Raw genomic sequence first — 13,091 nt, forward strand, 5'->3', positions numbered from 1 at the left:
ACGCCACCTCGCTCGATGGCCCGGAAGCGGCAGGACTGGCCTGCCCCTCGGCTGTGGCGCCTCCGGCGCGGATGTCGTGCCCGCGCGGCTCGCCATCCCTGGAAGCGCGTTGTCCTGCGGGCGTGATCCCGCCGCAGGCTAATGGCCTTGTCGGATGCCACCTCCCGCTCTCTGGATGCGCTATCATTCCCTGAGCCCCCGCCCGCGCATCACCACGCCCTCGCCGAAGCGGGCGCGCAGCGCCTCCATTGCCCGCCAGCGTGCGGCGCGACGCGGCGCCTCGGAGTCGGCAAGGTCGCCGCGGTCGGCCTCCGCCGCCGGGGCCAGCGGCTGGGCGCCGATGCCGATCAGCCGGAACCGCGTGCCGTCCGCCTCCTTCGCCAGCAGCGGCCGCGCCGCCTCGAACAGCGTCTCCGGCAGCAGGGTGGGCGAGGGGAGGCGGACGTGGCGCGTGCGCAGCGCGAAGCCCGCCGTCTTCAGCTTCAGCACCACGCCGGCGGCGGCGAAGCCCTTCTCGGCCAGGCGCCGCGACAGCTTCTCGCACATCCGCCACAGCGGTGCCTCCAACGCAGCCATGTCGGAGAGATCGGCCTCGAAGGTGGTCTCGGCGCTGATGCTCCTGGTCTCGCGCGCCGGCGTCACGGGGCGGTCGTCCTCGCCCCGCGCGCGGGCGGCGAGCACGGGCCCGTCCTCGCCGAAGCGCCGCGCCGCCTCGCGCGCGTCGAGGGCGGCGAGCTGGCCGAGGCGCGTGAACCCCGCCGCCTCCAGCTTCCGCGCCAGCGCCGGCCCGACGCCGGGCAGCAGGGTCACCGGCTCCCCGGCCAGCAGCGAGGCCGCCTCCGCCCGCCCGATCACCGCGAAGCCGCGCGGCTTGTCGCGCTCCGCCGCGATCTTCGCCAGCAGGCGGTTCGGGGCAAGGCCGATGGAGACGGTGACGCCTACCTCCCGCTCCACCTCCTGTGCGAAGCGGGCCAGCACGGCCGCAGGCGGGGCGCGGTGCAGCGCCGCGGTCCCGCCGAGGTCCAGTAACGCCTCGTCGATCGAGAGCGGCTGCACCAGCGGCGTGAGGCGCTCCATCAGCCCCCGCACCTGGCGCGCCGCCGCGGCGTATTTCGCCATGTCCGGCCGGATCACCACCGCGTCGGGGCAGAGCCGCAACGCCTTGAACATCGGCATGGCGCTGCGCACGCCGCGGGTGCGCGCGACGTAGCAGGCGGCGGCGACCACGCCGCGCCGGCCGCCGCCGACCACCACGGGGCGGGTCAGCAGCTCCGGGCGGTCGCGCTTCTCGACGCTGGCGAAGAAGGCGTCGCAGTCCACATGCGCGACGGTGAGCGCGAACAGCTCCGCATGGCGCAGGACGCGGCGGGAGAGGCAGGCGCAGGCGGCGGGGCCGGGCGACTCCTCGCCCATGCGCAGGCAGTCGCGGCAGAGCCAGGGCATCAGCGGCGCCACGGGAAGGCGCCGGAGGTCCGGGCGGCGCGCCTCATGCCAGGTCCCGCGGAGCGCGACCGATCCGCGGCCATGGCCGGCCGCAGGCCGAGATCCGCGGGATGCGGCCTCAGTCCCACAGCCGCGCCGCCCCCAGCACGCCGGAGCTGTCGCCGTGCCGTGCCCGCAGCAGCGGCGTCGTCACCGTGTCGCTGAACACCCAGCGTTCCCATATTGCCGGCACCCGCTCGTAGAGATGCGCCATGTTCGACAGCCCGCCGCCGAGCACGATGCAGTCGGGGTCGAGGATGTTGATCACATGCGCGAGCGCCCGCGCCAGCCGCCCCGCATGGCGCGCGAGCGCCGCCGCCGCCCGCGCCTCCCCCGCCGCGGCGCGGGCAGGGAGGGAGGCAGCGTCGGTCGCGCCCGGCCCGTCCGCCTCGGCGGCCAGCGCCGGGCCGCTCAGGAAGGTCTCGATGCAGCCGCGGCGGCCGCACCAGCAGGCGGGGCCGGGATGCTCCCCCGCCTCCATCCACGGCAGGGGGTTGTGGCCCCACTCCCCGGCGATGCGGTTCCGCCCCTCCAGGATCCGCCCCGCCGTCACGATGCCGGCGCCGACGCCGGTGCCGAGGATCACCGCGAACACCGTCCCGAACCCCGCCGCCGCGCCGTCCGCCGCCTCGCTCATGGCGAGGCAGTTGGCGTCGTTGGAGAGCCGCACCGGCCGCCCGAGCCGCGCGGCGAGGTCGCGGTCCAGCGGCCTGCCGTTCAGCCAGGTGGAGTTGGCCCCGCGCACTAGGCCGGCGGCGGGGGAGAGGCTGCCCGGGATGCCGACGCCGACCGTGCCCCGCGCCCCGAGCTCCCGCTCCGCCGCCTCGACCAGCGCGCCGATCAGGGCGATCACGCCCGCATAGTCGGGCGGTGTCGGGGCGCGGCGGCGCAGCAGCGGCCGGCCGTCGGCACCGAGCGCCACGATCTCGGTCTTGGTGCCGCCGAGGTCGATGCCGATGCGGATCGTCATCGCCGGCGGGGTGCGGCCGGGCCGGCCGCCTCGCAAGCCTTGCGGCGCCCCGCGGCGGGTGCTGCACTCGGCGCATGTCCGAGACAGTGCTCGACGTGCAGGGGCTCAGCTGCCCGCTGCCGGTGCTCAAGGCCAACAAGGCGCTGCGCGGCCTGCCGCCCGGCGCCCGGCTGACCGTGCTCGCCACCGATCCGGCGAGCGTGAAGGACTTCTCCGCCTTCTGCCAGGAAACCGGGCACGAGCTGGTGTCCTTCGGCGAGAGCGGCGGCGTCTACCGCTTCGTGCTGCGCCGCCGCGCCGAAGGCTGAGCCGAGGAGGCGGTCATGGCCACCCTGCTGCTGACCCACCGCGCCTGCCTGGCGCACGACCCCGGCGACTTCCACCCGGAATGCCCGGACCGGCTGCGCGCCGTGCTGAAGGCGCTGGACCGGCAGGAATTCACGCCGCTGATCCGCGGCGAGGCGCCGGAGGCGACGACCGAGCAGCTCTGCCGCGTGCATCCGCGCCCCTATGTCGAGGCCATCCTCTCGGTGCGGCCGGAGCCCGGCGAGACGGTGCAGATCGACGCCGACACGGCGATGAGCCACGGCAGCGCCGAGGCCGCGCTGCGCGCCGCCGGCGCGGCGGTGGCGGCGGTGGACGCGGTATGCGGCGGCGAGGTGCGCCGCGCCTTCTGCGCCACCCGACCGCCCGGCCACCATGCCGAGCCGGCGCGCCCCATGGGCTTCTGCTTCTTCTCCAATGCCGTGGTCGCCGCCCGCCACGCCCAGGCGGCGCATGGCGTGGAGCGGGTGGCGATCGTGGATTTCGACGTGCACCACGGCAACGGCAGCCAGGCCTGCGTGGAGCGCGACGCCTCCATCCTCTACGCCTCGAGCCATCAGCACCCGCTCTACCCCGGCACCGGGGATGCAATGGAGCGCGGCGTCGGCAACGTGTTCAACCTGCCGCTGCCGCCAGGGGCCGACGGTGCGGCCTTCCGCGAGGCCTGGGAGGCGGTGCTGCTGCCCGCAGTGGACCGCTTCGCGCCCGGGCTGGTGGTGGTCTCCGCCGGCTTCGACGCCCATGCGCGCGACCCGCTGGCGCAGCTTCGCGTGCGCGAGGCGGATTTCGCCTGGCTGACCGAGGCGCTCTGCGCGCTGGCGGAGACGCATTGCCGCGGCCGGGTGGTGAGCCTGCTCGAGGGCGGCTACGACCTGCAGGCGCTGGCCGCCAGCACCGCCGCGCATGTGCGGGCGCTGATGCGGAGCTGAGCGGGCGGGAACGGCGCCGGGGCCGGCAAGAGGAGCGGCAGCCTCCTGCGGTGCTCCGGAGGGCGCCACCCCGGCGGGGGGGCGGGCCCGGACACGGGGGCGCATCCGGGCCGCCGCCATCAGTCGGCGTACTGCCCGGCGGCCTGGATCACCGGCCGCCACTTGGCGATGTCGGCCTGCCAGAAGCGGCGATGCGCCTCGGGCGTCGCCTGCTCCTGCGCCACTGGGGCGGTGCCGAGATCGGCGAAGCGGCTGACCACCTTCTCGTCGCGCAGCGCCACCTGCAGCGCGCGCGAGAGGCGCTCGATCACCGGCGCGGGCGTGCCGCGCGGGGCGTAGAGGCCGTGCCAGATCGTCACCTGCAGGTCGGGCAGCCCGGCCTCGGCCGTGGTCGGCACGTTGGGCAGCGCCGGCACCCGCTCCGGCGTGGTGACGGCGAGCACCTTGATGGAGCCTGCGGCGATCTGCTGCGTGGTGTTGGTGGTCTGGTCGCACATCAGGTCCACGCGGCCGGCCATCAGCTCCTGCATCGCCGGGCCGGTGCCGCGGAAGGGCACGGTGGTCATCGCCTTGTCCACCGCCTTCATCAGCAGGATGCCGCAGAGATGGCTCGCCGCGCCGATGCCGGCATTGGCGTAGTTCAGCTTCTCGCCCTCGCGCCGGATCAGCGCCACCGCATCCTGCAGCGTGTCGGCGGGGAAGTCCTTCCGCGCCACCAGGGTCATCGGCACCTCGGTGACCAGACCGATGGTCTCGAACCCGTTCACCGGGTCGTAGCCGAGGCGGCGGTAGAGGGTGGGGATGGTGGCCATGCCGATGTGGTGCAGCAGAATGGTGTAGCCGTCCGGCCGCGCCTGGGCGACGCGCTGGGCGCCGATGGTGCCGCCTGCGCCGCCGACATTCTCCACCACCACGGTCTGGCCGAGCTCACGTCCCATCGCCTCGGCCAGCAGCCGCGCCACCGTGTCGGTCGGGCCGCCGGCGGCGAAGGGGACCACCATCGAAACTGGGCGGGTGGGGTATTGCTGCGCCATGGCAGGCGCGGCGGCGAGGCCGAAGGCGGCGGCGAGAGCGAGGAGCGCGCGCCGGGAAGGCCGGATGGGCATGGAGTCCTCCTTGTGGGCGGCGTCGCCGCCGGTGTTATGCCTGTGGCGCTGGTCAGGGACGCCGTCGCCGCTGTCAAGCCCGCTCTGTCTCACGGCGGGGCGAACTTCCTTGACCGGACGCGCCTGCTGCCTGCGGCGGCCGAGGCGGCGGAAGTGGCGGGCGATGGTGGTGCTGCGGCCGTAGTGTTCGGGCCGGGCGCGCCAGGGCGGGCCGGTGGTGGCGGCGCGCAGCCTGGCGTCGAGGCGGGGGCGCGGATCGGTGCCGAGGGGGGCGGCCCGGGCGGTGCTCGTGGCGGCGGAAGGGGCGGAGCGCCTGCCACTCGGCGCGGAGAGGGGGGCCTAGGGCCGGCGGGGGTGAAGCGGCGCATCGGCGGGGCTCCCTGCGCGGTGGTGCGACGCGAACATACACCGAACATTAGCCGCGCGCAAGAAAAACCGGCAGGCAGTGGCGTGCCCTTTTCGGATCCGGATGGAACTGTGCCAGCCCAGGCAGGTTTAGGCGCGGCCCGGGCGGACCTTTCCATTACGGAATGGACAGGTTGCCTTAAGGCACATCAGGAGAAGAGACATGGACAAAGATCGCATCGCTGGCGCGGCGAAGCAGGTGAAGGGCGCGGTCAAGGAAGCGGTCGGCAAGGCGACGGGCGACACCAAAACCCAGGTCGAGGGCGCCGCCGAGAAGGCCGCGGGCAAGGCGCAGAGCAGCCTGGGCAAGGCGAAGGACGCCGTCCGCGACGTAACCGAGCGCTGACGGCGATCTCGGCAGGAATGCAGGCGCAAAATGCATCTGCATTCCTCCCTTCTTTTGCGGGAACCGCCCCGACAGGACGGCGGCTACACCTGTTAGGATCACCACAAATGTCGACAACCACCTCCGGCCCGGGTGCCTATCCGGCCCGCATCGAAGGCGCGCCGACTCTGCTTCGCCGCATCTCCTGGGGTGCTGTGTTCGCTGGTGTTGTGGTCGCGCTGGCCATCGGCATTACGCTCAATCTGCTGGGCCTCGGTGTCGGCGCCACCACGATCGACGCTACGGCGCGCGACACGCCTGCAGCTTCGAGTCTCGGCATTGGCGCCGCGCTCTGGATCCTGGTCGCAAACCTGATCGGCCTCGCGATCGGCGGCTACGTCGCCGCGCGGCTCTCGGGCACGGCCGATGCCACTGATGGCACGCTGCATGGCCTGGTGGTCTGGGGCGCCTGTGCCCTGCTCTCCGTCGCGCTGCTGGGCAATGCGGTGGTCGGCCTCGCCTCCTCCGCCGTGCAGGGCGCCTCGAACGCGCTCGGCGGGCTGGCGAGCGGCGTCGGTTCCATCGCCTCGGTTGCCACTCGCGAGACCGCCAGCCGCACTGATCCCAACACGCTGCAATCGGCGGCGCAGACCCTGGCGCAGCGCGCCCAGGACGCGCTGGCCACGGGCGGCGATCCGGCGCGAATGACGCCGGATCAGCGTCGGGCCGAGATCGGCCGGCTGGTGGGGCGGTGGACAACGGGCAATCCGCTCTCTCCGGCCGAGCGTGACCGCCTTGTGCAGCTTGCCGCCATCGAGTTCGAACTGCCCCCTCAGGAGGCCGAGGCTCGCATCCAGCAGGCCGAGCGGCAGATCCAGCAGACGCTGCGCGAGACCGAGGAGCGCGCACGGCAGGCGGCCGACGCCTCGGCGCGCGCGGCCTCGATCGCGGCCTTCACGGGCTTCTTCGTCCTGCTGCTCGGGGCGGGCGCCGCCGTCATCGGCGCGCGGCGCGGCACGCGAGCCGTGGTGGCCTGATGCCGTGCCCTCTTCCGCCGCGGCCCGTCGCGACGGAAGAGGGCGAGGCCGCGCCCGCCGCGCTCACGCCCCCTGCAGCGCCGCCCGCAGCCTCGCCGCGGTGAAGGGCACGCTGCGCAGCCGCACCCCCGTGGCGTCGAAGATCGCGTTCGACACGGCCGAAGGCACGATCGCCGCCGCCGGCTCCCCAGCGCCCCAGGGCCGCTCGGTGGGGCGGTCGATGAGCTCGATTACGATCTCCGGCACCTCCGCGAAGCTGATGCTGCGGTAGCTCGCCCAGTCGAGGCTGGTGACGGCGCGGCGGTCGAAGCTCAGCTCCTCGTGCAGGGTGCGGCTCAGCGTGTGGATGATGTTGCCTTCCACCTGCGCCTTCACCCCGTCCGGGTTGACGATCTGCCCGCAGTCATGCGCGCAGAAGAAGCGCGTCACACGGAACGCGCCGGTGCGGCGGTTCACCTCCACCTCGGCGACGCCGGCCACGTAGGTGCGCACCAGCTCGTACTTGCAGTAGCTGACGCCGCGGCCGCGCAGCACCTCGCCCTCGCGGTCGGGGCGCGGCGAGGGGCGCGTCTCCCACCCGGCGAGCCGCGCCGCGCGCTCCAGCACCTCCCGCCTGCGCGGGTCGTCGCGCGGCAGAAGGCGCAGGCGGTATTCCACCGGGTCGGCGCCCGCCTCCGCCGCACATTCGTCGAGGAAGGCCTCGTTGGCGTAGGTGTTCTGCATCCGCCCCGGGGTGCGGATCCAGCTCGGCCGGAAGGGCGTGCTCTCCAGCCGGTGGCAGGTGGTCTTCACCGCCGGCACCGCGTAGGGCAGCGCCAGGTTGTGGATGATGTTGCCGGGGTGGATCTGGCCCTCGCGCGGCAGCCCGGCGAGCTCGGCCGCCACCAGGTCGACGTTGCCCCCTGCGCCCTTTGGGATGAAGGCCTCGCTCTCCCAGCCGAGGATGTCGCCCCGGGCGTCGAGGCCCGCGCGCAGGTCCACGAGATGCGGCGGGCCCTTCGGGTCCCAGCCGTGCTCGTCGGCGCGCATCCACTGCACGCGCACCGGCCGCCCCGCCTCGCGCGCCAGCAGCGCCGCGTCGGCCGCGGCGTCCTCGTGGCCGTTGCGGCCGTAGCAGCCCGCGCCCTCCATGTAGATGCAGCGGATCGCCTCCGCCGGCATCCCCAGCATCAGGGCGAGCTGCTTGCGCAGGTTGTGCGTCGCTTGGCTGGCCGACCAGACGGTGAGGCGCCCCCCCTCGAAGGCCGCGACCGCGCAGGAGGGGCCCATCGAGCCGTGGGTGTGGATCGGGAAGTCGTAGCTGGCCGCGAGCCGCCTCGGCGCGCCGCCGATGGCGGCGGCGGCGTCGCCGCGCTCGCTCGTGACCTGCACCTGCGCCACCGGCGTCGCGCGCACATGCTCCCACAGCTTGGCTTGGTCCGGCAGCCCGGCCCAGTCCGACCAGCGCACGCGGAGCTCGCGCGCGGCGCGGATCGCGGCCCATTCGGTCTCGGCGACGACGCCGACGAAGCCGCCGCGGTGCACCACCTGGCGCACGCCCGGGATGTGGCGCACCGAGTCCGGCTCCACCGCCTCCGCCGTCGCGCCGAGGGCCGGCGGGCGCACCGGCCGCCCGTGCAGCATCCCGGGCAGGCGGAGGTCGTGCACGTAGGCGAAGCGGCCGAACACCTTGTCCGGGATGTCCACGCGCGGCACGGCGCGGCCGACCACGCGCCGCGCCTCCGGCGGCTTGATCGGCGCGTTCGCGTCCACCGCGAGGTCGAGGGCGCGTCCGCCGACGAGGTCGGCGTAGCTCGCGCGCCGCCCGTCCGGGGCGATGACGACGCCCTCCTCCACCCGCAGCGCGGCGGCGTCGGCGCCGAGGCGCTCGGCGGCGAGGCGGAGCAGCGCGCGCCGCGCCGTGGCCGCCGCCGCGCGGAGCTGCACGCCGCCGTTCTGGATGGAGAGCGAGCCGTAGGTCGGACCCTGATCCGGTGTCAGCGCGGTGTCGCCCTCGATCACGCGGATGCGGGCGAGGGGCACGTCCAGCTCCTCCGCCACGATCTGCATGAAGCCGGTGCGCACCCCGGTGCCGAGGTCCACCTTGCCGACATAGACGGTGACCTCGCCATCGGCGCCGATCGCGAGGAAGGCGGCGACCTGGTCGGTCGCCACCGGCTTCTCCGTCCAGGCCGCGGCGCCGCGCGGGCGCAGCCCGAGGCCGAAGGCCACCACCACGGCGCCGCCGGCCCTGAGCAGCGCACGCCGGTGGAGCGTGATCGCGTTCATCGCACGCCTCCCTCCTCAGCCGCCGCGCGCGGCGCGCAGCACCGCGGCGACGACGCGCGGCTGGGTGCCGCAGCGGCAGATGTTGCCCGCAAGCTCCTCCTTCACCTGCGCCTCGGTCGGCTGCGGGGTGCGGGCGAGCAGGGCGGCGGCCTGCATGATCATGCCGTTGGTGCAGTAGCCGCACTGCACCGCCTGCTCGGCGATGAAGGCGGCCTGCACCGGGTGCGGCCGCTCCGGCGTGCCGAGCCCCTCGAGGGTGGTGACGTGCCGGCCCGCCGCCTCGCGCACCGGCAGCACGCAGCTCCTCGCCGCAGCGCCGTCGAGATGCACGGTGCAGGCCCCGCACTGGGCGAGGCCGCAGCCGTAATGCGGGCCGATGAGGCCGAGATCGTTCCGCAGCGCGTAGAGCAGCGGCATGTCGGGATCGTCCACGGTCAGGCGGACGGCCTGCCCGTTGACGGTAAGGGCCAGGGTCTGGCTCATGCGCTTCCTCCCAGCGCCGCGCCCGGCGGCGCCTCGGGAGAGGGAAGCGCAACCGCGCGCCGGCCGCAACGCCGCGGCCCGTGCCGGGCCCCGCGGAGCGGCCGCGATCCGCGGGGTCCGGGCGCCGGAGCCGGCCTCAGGCGCCCGCCCGGCGCTCCAGCATGTCGAGCAGCATGGCGTTGAACGCCCCCGCCGCCTCGTAGGCGACCCAGTGGCCGGCGCCGGGGATCACCCCGGTCCAGGCGTCGGGCCGCACCGCCCGCAGCGCCGCGAAGCGCCGCTCCACCTCCGGCCAGGCGATGGCGTCGCGCTCGCCGTAGAGCAGCGCCACCGGCGCGCGCGCCCGGGCGATGGCGTCGCGCAGCGAGGTGGTGTGGGCGAAGCCGCGGCTGCGGAACCGGGCCTCCCGCGTGTTCGCCTCCTGGATGGCGAGGGCCAGCGGGTCGATCCGCGCCGGGTCGGCGAACATCAGCACCGCCAGGTTGTGGCGGTGCGCGGCGATGCGCGCCTCCCCGCTCTTGTCGCGCACCTTGAGCAGCTCGGTGCGCGGGCGCGGCAGGCCGAGCGCGGCGGCGCCGACCAGCGTCACCGTGCGCAGCTCCGGCCCAGCCTGGGCGGCGAGGTGGCCGGCGATCAGGGCGCCGAAGGAGAAGCCGGCGAGGTCGTAGCGCCGCCCCTCGCCCAGCACGCGCGCGAGGCCGGCGCGCATCACCGCCGCGATCGGCGCCGGATCCTCCGCCGAGGGGGGCATGGCGCTGCCGCCGAGGCCGGGCAGGTCGGGGCAGACCACGAGGCGCTCGCGCGAGAGGGGGAGCACGTTGCGCACCCAGTGCCGCCAGGAACCGCTGCCGCCGTGGAACAGCACGAGGGGCGGCCGCTCCGGACGGTCCTCGCCCCACAGGCGCCAGAGCAGGGCGCCCTCGCCACAGGGGGTCTCGGCGCGCCGGGCCGCGGCCTCGATGCGCGCGAGCCGCGCCTCCGGCGCCTCCCCGGCCGTGCCCGTCCCGTCCTCCATGCCGATCGTCCCGCTCCCGTTCCCGGCGGGGACTCCCATGCGCCAGGGCGCCGGGCCTGTCCAGACGCGGCGTCAGTCCTCGGGGCGGCGGTTGGTGAAGACGGCGTTGCCGAGGCCGGTGCCGATGGTGACCACGCCCCAGCGCCGCACGTCCTGCATGAAGGGCGCTTGGCTCAGCCCCTGCACCACGGCGTCGTTGTGCAGCACCACCACTGTCTCGTGCCCGCCGATCTCGGGCAGCCCCTCGCGGATGCGCCCGGGCAGGTTGAAGCGGCTGGTTTCCCAATTGCCGGGAAGGTTCTGCGCGCCGCGCTCGATGCCGCCATCCTCGCGGATGCGCCCGGGGCACCCGACGGCGACGAAGGGGGCGAGGTTGAAGTCCCGCTTCTCCGCCTTGCGCGCGAGGTCGCGCAGCATGTCGACCAGGCGCTCGATCGCCTCGTCGCGCTTCGGGCTGTCGTCGGCGTGGCGCCACAGCTCGGAATCGCGCACCTCCGCCGCGGAGAGGTCAGGCGCCTTCTTCAGCCGGGCGCAGACGATGCCGGTGCGGATGTTGGAGCCGCCGATGTCCACCGCCAGCGCGCCGTCATGGCCGGCGAAGATCCAGGGCGGGGCGAGGTGCAGCCCGCCGATCAGCCCGGCCTCGTCCGGATCGTGGCGGATCGGCGCGAGTTCCGCCGTCTCGCCCTCGTCCTTCAGCAGCAGCGCGGCGCGGCCGATGGCGATCTCGCCGACGCGGCTGCCGCGCATGCCGCCGCCGACGGCGATGCGCTCCACGCCCTTCCAGGCCTTGGTGTGCAGCAGCCGGCGCAGCACCCTGGCGAGGTTCTGGGCGAATTCCTCGACCACGCCGTGCACCAGCCCGGCCGCTTCCGGATCGCCCTCGCGCAGCACATCGTCGAGCTGGCGGCGGCTGATCGCCTCGAGCGGCGTGTCGCCCAGCGGGTCGCTGTCGAGCTTGCGCAGCCGCTTGCGCCACCATTCCAGCATGGCCTTGAAGGCGGTGTTGCTGGCCTGGTCGCCGAGGAACCCGTCCTGGCTGCGCAGTTCGGTGCTGTACTCGTCCACGATGACGGCGGGCAGCGCCGCGGCGCCATGCGCGGGGATGGGCATCTGGGCGGCGGGGCGTTCGGCGCGGGTCGGCATGGGTGGGGGGTCCGATGGGGGCGCGGGCGGGAACGCTCCGCCTTCCGGTCCGTTTCCGCCCCCGCGCTCACGGCTCCGGGTAGCGGATCGCCAGCACCTCGATCTCCTCCACCCCCTGAGGCGTGCGCAGCCGCACGAGGTCGCCGACGCGCGCGCGCATCAGCGCCCGCGCCACCGGCGCGGTCCAGGAGACGCGCCCCGCCGCGGCATCCGCCTCGTCCATGCCGACGATGGTGACGGTGACCTCGCTGTCGTCGGCACGGGCATAGGTGACGGTGGCGCCGAAGAACACCTGGTCGCGGCGGGTTTGCGCCGCCGGGTCCACCACCTGCGCGCGGTCGAGCCGCCGGCGCAGGAAGCGGACCCGGCGGTCTATCTCCCGCAGGCGCCGCTTGCCGTACTGGTAGTCGGCATTCTCCGAGCGGTCGCCGAGGGAGGCGGCCCAGGCGACCACCTCCACCACCTTCGGCCGCTCCTCGATCCAGAGGCGGCGCAGCTCCGCCACCAGGGCGGCGTGCCCGGCCGGGGTCATGTAGAAGGGCGTGCCGGGCGGCAGGCCGGGGGGGCCGCCCTCCTCGTCGTCCTCGTCGTCCTCGCGCATGGGATCAGAGATAGGCGATGAGGCGGCCGGAGGCGATCACCGCCACCCAGAGCAGCAGCGAGGCGGCGGCGGAGAGGCGCCGCGCCGGCTCCGGCGCGCCGCGCCGCTCCATGGCATGGAAGGCGAGCACGTTCAGCAGCGCGAGGGCGAGGAAGGCCAGCTTCGCCCGGAAAGCCGGGTTGACCGCGACATGGGTGGCGTCCGCCGCCAGCAGCACCAGGCCCGAGAGCAGGGCGAGGGCGAAGCCGAGGCGCGCGAGCGGCAGCAGAAGCCCGGCCGCCGCCGGCAGCGGCACCGCCCGCGCCGCGCCGAGCACGCGCAGGTCGAAGGCGAGGATGGCGCCGAACAGGGCGGCGAGGCCGAGCACGTGCAGCGTGTTGGCCGCGGCGTAGGTCCAGCCCTCGGAGCGGGCCAGCACGCCGAGCGCCGAGGCTTCCAGCCAGTGGGCCCAGGCGGGCGCGTCCTCACCGTGCATGCGGGCTCCGCCGGAACTGCGCTTCGGGTGGGGCCGTGCCCGCGGCAACGGCTCCGGCCCGCTGCTCGGGGAGCAGGGTCACGCTCCCGGCCGTTTCCAGCCGTCCGCGATCCGCCCTAGCGGAGCTGCACCGGCCGGGGAGCGCCGGCGGGGCGGATCCACTCCGCACGCAGCTCGTCCTCGCGCTGGCGATGCACGTAGCCCAGCACCTCCACCTCCTGCCCCGGCTGCAGGCTGCTCACGGGCAGGCCACGATTGGCCATGCGGGTCGGCGGCGCCAGCACCACCTCCCAGGTCCTGTCCCCCGCGCGCAGCCAGAGCGTGGCGTGCGGCCCCTGCTCCACCCGCTCGATACGGCCGGCGAGGGTGAGGGGGGCGTCGGCGTCGTAGGCGCCCCAGCCGTGATGCGCCGCAGCCCCGGTGGCGAGGACGAGGAGGGGCAGGGCGAGAGCGAGGCGTCGGGACATGACGCAGACCTCCATGGCGTGGCTCGGCCGGAGCCGCTTCCGTCCGCCCGGGCCTGGG

14 protein-coding genes are annotated in these 13,091 nt (G+C 74.9%); 4 read left to right on the plus strand and 10 right to left on the minus strand.

Annotated elements, in window-relative coordinates; translation table 11 throughout:
- Positions 1-183 precede the first annotated feature (183 nt).
- Positions 184-1,443 (minus strand): DNA polymerase IV, encoded by a 1,260-nt coding sequence (locus tag ET526_RS13405; RefSeq protein ID WP_135468211.1) that lies wholly within the window; start codon positions 1,441-1,443, stop codon positions 184-186.
- A 118-nt stretch (positions 1,444-1,561) separates the two neighbouring features.
- Complete coding sequence (locus tag ET526_RS13410; RefSeq protein ID WP_135468212.1) at positions 1,562-2,452, minus strand: ROK family protein; 891 nt, start codon at positions 2,450-2,452, stop codon at positions 1,562-1,564.
- A 74-nt stretch (positions 2,453-2,526) separates the two neighbouring features.
- Here ET526_RS13410 and ET526_RS13415 point away from each other — a divergent pair, with 74 nt between their 5' ends.
- Together ET526_RS13415 and ET526_RS13420 are read left to right on the plus strand one after the other, a co-directional pair.
- The gene (locus ET526_RS13415) at positions 2,527-2,760 is read left to right on the plus strand and encodes a sulfurtransferase TusA family protein (RefSeq protein ID WP_135468213.1); all 234 of its coding nucleotides are present in this window, start codon (positions 2,527-2,529) and stop codon (positions 2,758-2,760) included.
- A 15-nt stretch (positions 2,761-2,775) separates the two neighbouring features.
- Entirely contained in the window at positions 2,776-3,705 is a 930-nt protein-coding gene (locus ET526_RS13420) for a histone deacetylase family protein (protein WP_135468214.1), read from the plus strand.
- Between the two features lie 119 nt (positions 3,706-3,824).
- Here ET526_RS13420 and ET526_RS13425 read toward each other — a convergent pair whose 3' ends face one another.
- Complete coding sequence (locus ET526_RS13425; RefSeq protein WP_135468215.1) at positions 3,825-4,811, minus strand: tripartite tricarboxylate transporter substrate binding protein BugD; 987 nt, start codon at positions 4,809-4,811, stop codon at positions 3,825-3,827.
- Positions 4,812-5,379: 568 nt separating this feature from the next.
- Here ET526_RS13425 and ET526_RS13430 point away from each other — a divergent pair.
- Together ET526_RS13430 and ET526_RS13435 are read left to right on the plus strand one after the other, a co-directional pair.
- Positions 5,380-5,562 (plus strand): CsbD family protein, encoded by a 183-nt coding sequence (locus ET526_RS13430; RefSeq protein ID WP_135468216.1) that lies wholly within the window; start codon positions 5,380-5,382, stop codon positions 5,560-5,562.
- Positions 5,563-5,669: 107 nt separating this feature from the next.
- Positions 5,670-6,578: a hypothetical protein gene (locus tag ET526_RS13435; protein ID WP_240048391.1), complete on the plus strand. Its 909-nt coding sequence runs from the start codon at positions 5,670-5,672 to the stop codon at positions 6,576-6,578.
- Between the two features lie 63 nt (positions 6,579-6,641).
- On the opposite strand, the gene ET526_RS13440 is transcribed toward ET526_RS13435, so the two are convergent.
- From ET526_RS13440 to ET526_RS13470, 7 genes are all read right to left on the minus strand, one after another.
- On the minus strand, positions 6,642-8,846 hold the full coding sequence (locus ET526_RS13440; protein WP_135468217.1) for a xanthine dehydrogenase family protein molybdopterin-binding subunit: 2,205 nt from the start codon (positions 8,844-8,846) through the stop codon (positions 6,642-6,644).
- A gap of 15 nt (positions 8,847-8,861) precedes the next feature.
- Complete coding sequence (locus ET526_RS13445) at positions 8,862-9,329, minus strand: (2Fe-2S)-binding protein (protein ID WP_135468218.1); 468 nt, start codon at positions 9,327-9,329, stop codon at positions 8,862-8,864.
- Positions 9,330-9,465: 136 nt separating this feature from the next.
- Positions 9,466-10,344 carry an alpha/beta fold hydrolase gene (locus tag ET526_RS13450; protein ID WP_158295580.1) on the minus strand — a complete coding sequence of 293 codons (879 nt, stop codon included), beginning with the start codon at positions 10,342-10,344 and terminating at the stop codon, positions 9,466-9,468.
- Between the two features lie 72 nt (positions 10,345-10,416).
- The gene (locus ET526_RS13455; RefSeq protein ID WP_135468220.1) at positions 10,417-11,490 is read right to left on the minus strand and encodes an ROK family protein; all 1,074 of its coding nucleotides are present in this window, start codon (positions 11,488-11,490) and stop codon (positions 10,417-10,419) included.
- 67 nt (positions 11,491-11,557) lie between these two features.
- Positions 11,558-12,091: a transcription elongation factor GreB gene (gene greB, locus ET526_RS13460; RefSeq protein WP_135468221.1), complete on the minus strand. Its 534-nt coding sequence runs from the start codon at positions 12,089-12,091 to the stop codon at positions 11,558-11,560.
- 4 nt (positions 12,092-12,095) lie between these two features.
- On the minus strand, positions 12,096-12,566 hold the full coding sequence (locus ET526_RS13465; RefSeq protein WP_135468222.1) for a DUF6644 family protein: 471 nt from the start codon (positions 12,564-12,566) through the stop codon (positions 12,096-12,098).
- A gap of 116 nt (positions 12,567-12,682) precedes the next feature.
- A complete protein-coding gene (locus tag ET526_RS13470; RefSeq protein ID WP_135468223.1) occupies positions 12,683-13,033 on the minus strand; it encodes a DUF6152 family protein in 351 nt (116 codons plus the stop codon).
- Between the last annotated feature and the right edge of the window lie 58 nt (positions 13,034-13,091).

The sequence above is a fragment of the Crenalkalicoccus roseus genome, from assembly GCF_004761865.1.
Taxonomy (GTDB): domain Bacteria; phylum Pseudomonadota; class Alphaproteobacteria; order Acetobacterales; family Acetobacteraceae; genus Crenalkalicoccus; species Crenalkalicoccus roseus.

What these genes read in the sequence shown, in the direction of transcription:
- ET526_RS13465 (WP_135468222.1), bottom strand. Translation starts at nt 12,566, where the DNA reads ATGCACGGTGAGGACGCGCCCGCCTGGGCCCACTGGCTGGAAGCCTCG.
- ET526_RS13415 (WP_135468213.1), top strand. Translation starts at nt 2,527, where the DNA reads ATGTCCGAGACAGTGCTCGACGTGCAGGGGCTCAGCTGCCCGCTGCCG.
- ET526_RS13435 (WP_240048391.1), top strand. Translation starts at nt 5,670, where the DNA reads ATGTCGACAACCACCTCCGGCCCGGGTGCCTATCCGGCCCGCATCGAA.
- ET526_RS13470 (WP_135468223.1), bottom strand. Translation starts at nt 13,033, where the DNA reads ATGTCCCGACGCCTCGCTCTCGCCCTGCCCCTCCTCGTCCTCGCCACC.
- ET526_RS13430 (WP_135468216.1), top strand. Translation starts at nt 5,380, where the DNA reads ATGGACAAAGATCGCATCGCTGGCGCGGCGAAGCAGGTGAAGGGCGCG.
- ET526_RS13420 (WP_135468214.1), top strand. Translation starts at nt 2,776, where the DNA reads ATGGCCACCCTGCTGCTGACCCACCGCGCCTGCCTGGCGCACGACCCC.
- ET526_RS13450 (WP_158295580.1), bottom strand. Translation starts at nt 10,344, where the DNA reads ATGGAGGACGGGACGGGCACGGCCGGGGAGGCGCCGGAGGCGCGGCTC.
- greB (WP_135468221.1), bottom strand. Translation starts at nt 12,091, where the DNA reads ATGCGCGAGGACGACGAGGACGACGAGGAGGGCGGCCCCCCCGGCCTG.
- ET526_RS13445 (WP_135468218.1), bottom strand. Translation starts at nt 9,329, where the DNA reads ATGAGCCAGACCCTGGCCCTTACCGTCAACGGGCAGGCCGTCCGCCTG.
- ET526_RS13410 (WP_135468212.1), bottom strand. Translation starts at nt 2,452, where the DNA reads ATGACGATCCGCATCGGCATCGACCTCGGCGGCACCAAGACCGAGATC.
- ET526_RS13405 (WP_135468211.1), bottom strand. Translation starts at nt 1,443, where the DNA reads ATGCCCTGGCTCTGCCGCGACTGCCTGCGCATGGGCGAGGAGTCGCCC.
- ET526_RS13455 (WP_135468220.1), bottom strand. Translation starts at nt 11,490, where the DNA reads ATGCCGACCCGCGCCGAACGCCCCGCCGCCCAGATGCCCATCCCCGCG.
- ET526_RS13440 (WP_135468217.1), bottom strand. Translation starts at nt 8,846, where the DNA reads ATGAACGCGATCACGCTCCACCGGCGTGCGCTGCTCAGGGCCGGCGGC.
- ET526_RS13425 (WP_135468215.1), bottom strand. Translation starts at nt 4,811, where the DNA reads ATGCCCATCCGGCCTTCCCGGCGCGCGCTCCTCGCTCTCGCCGCCGCC.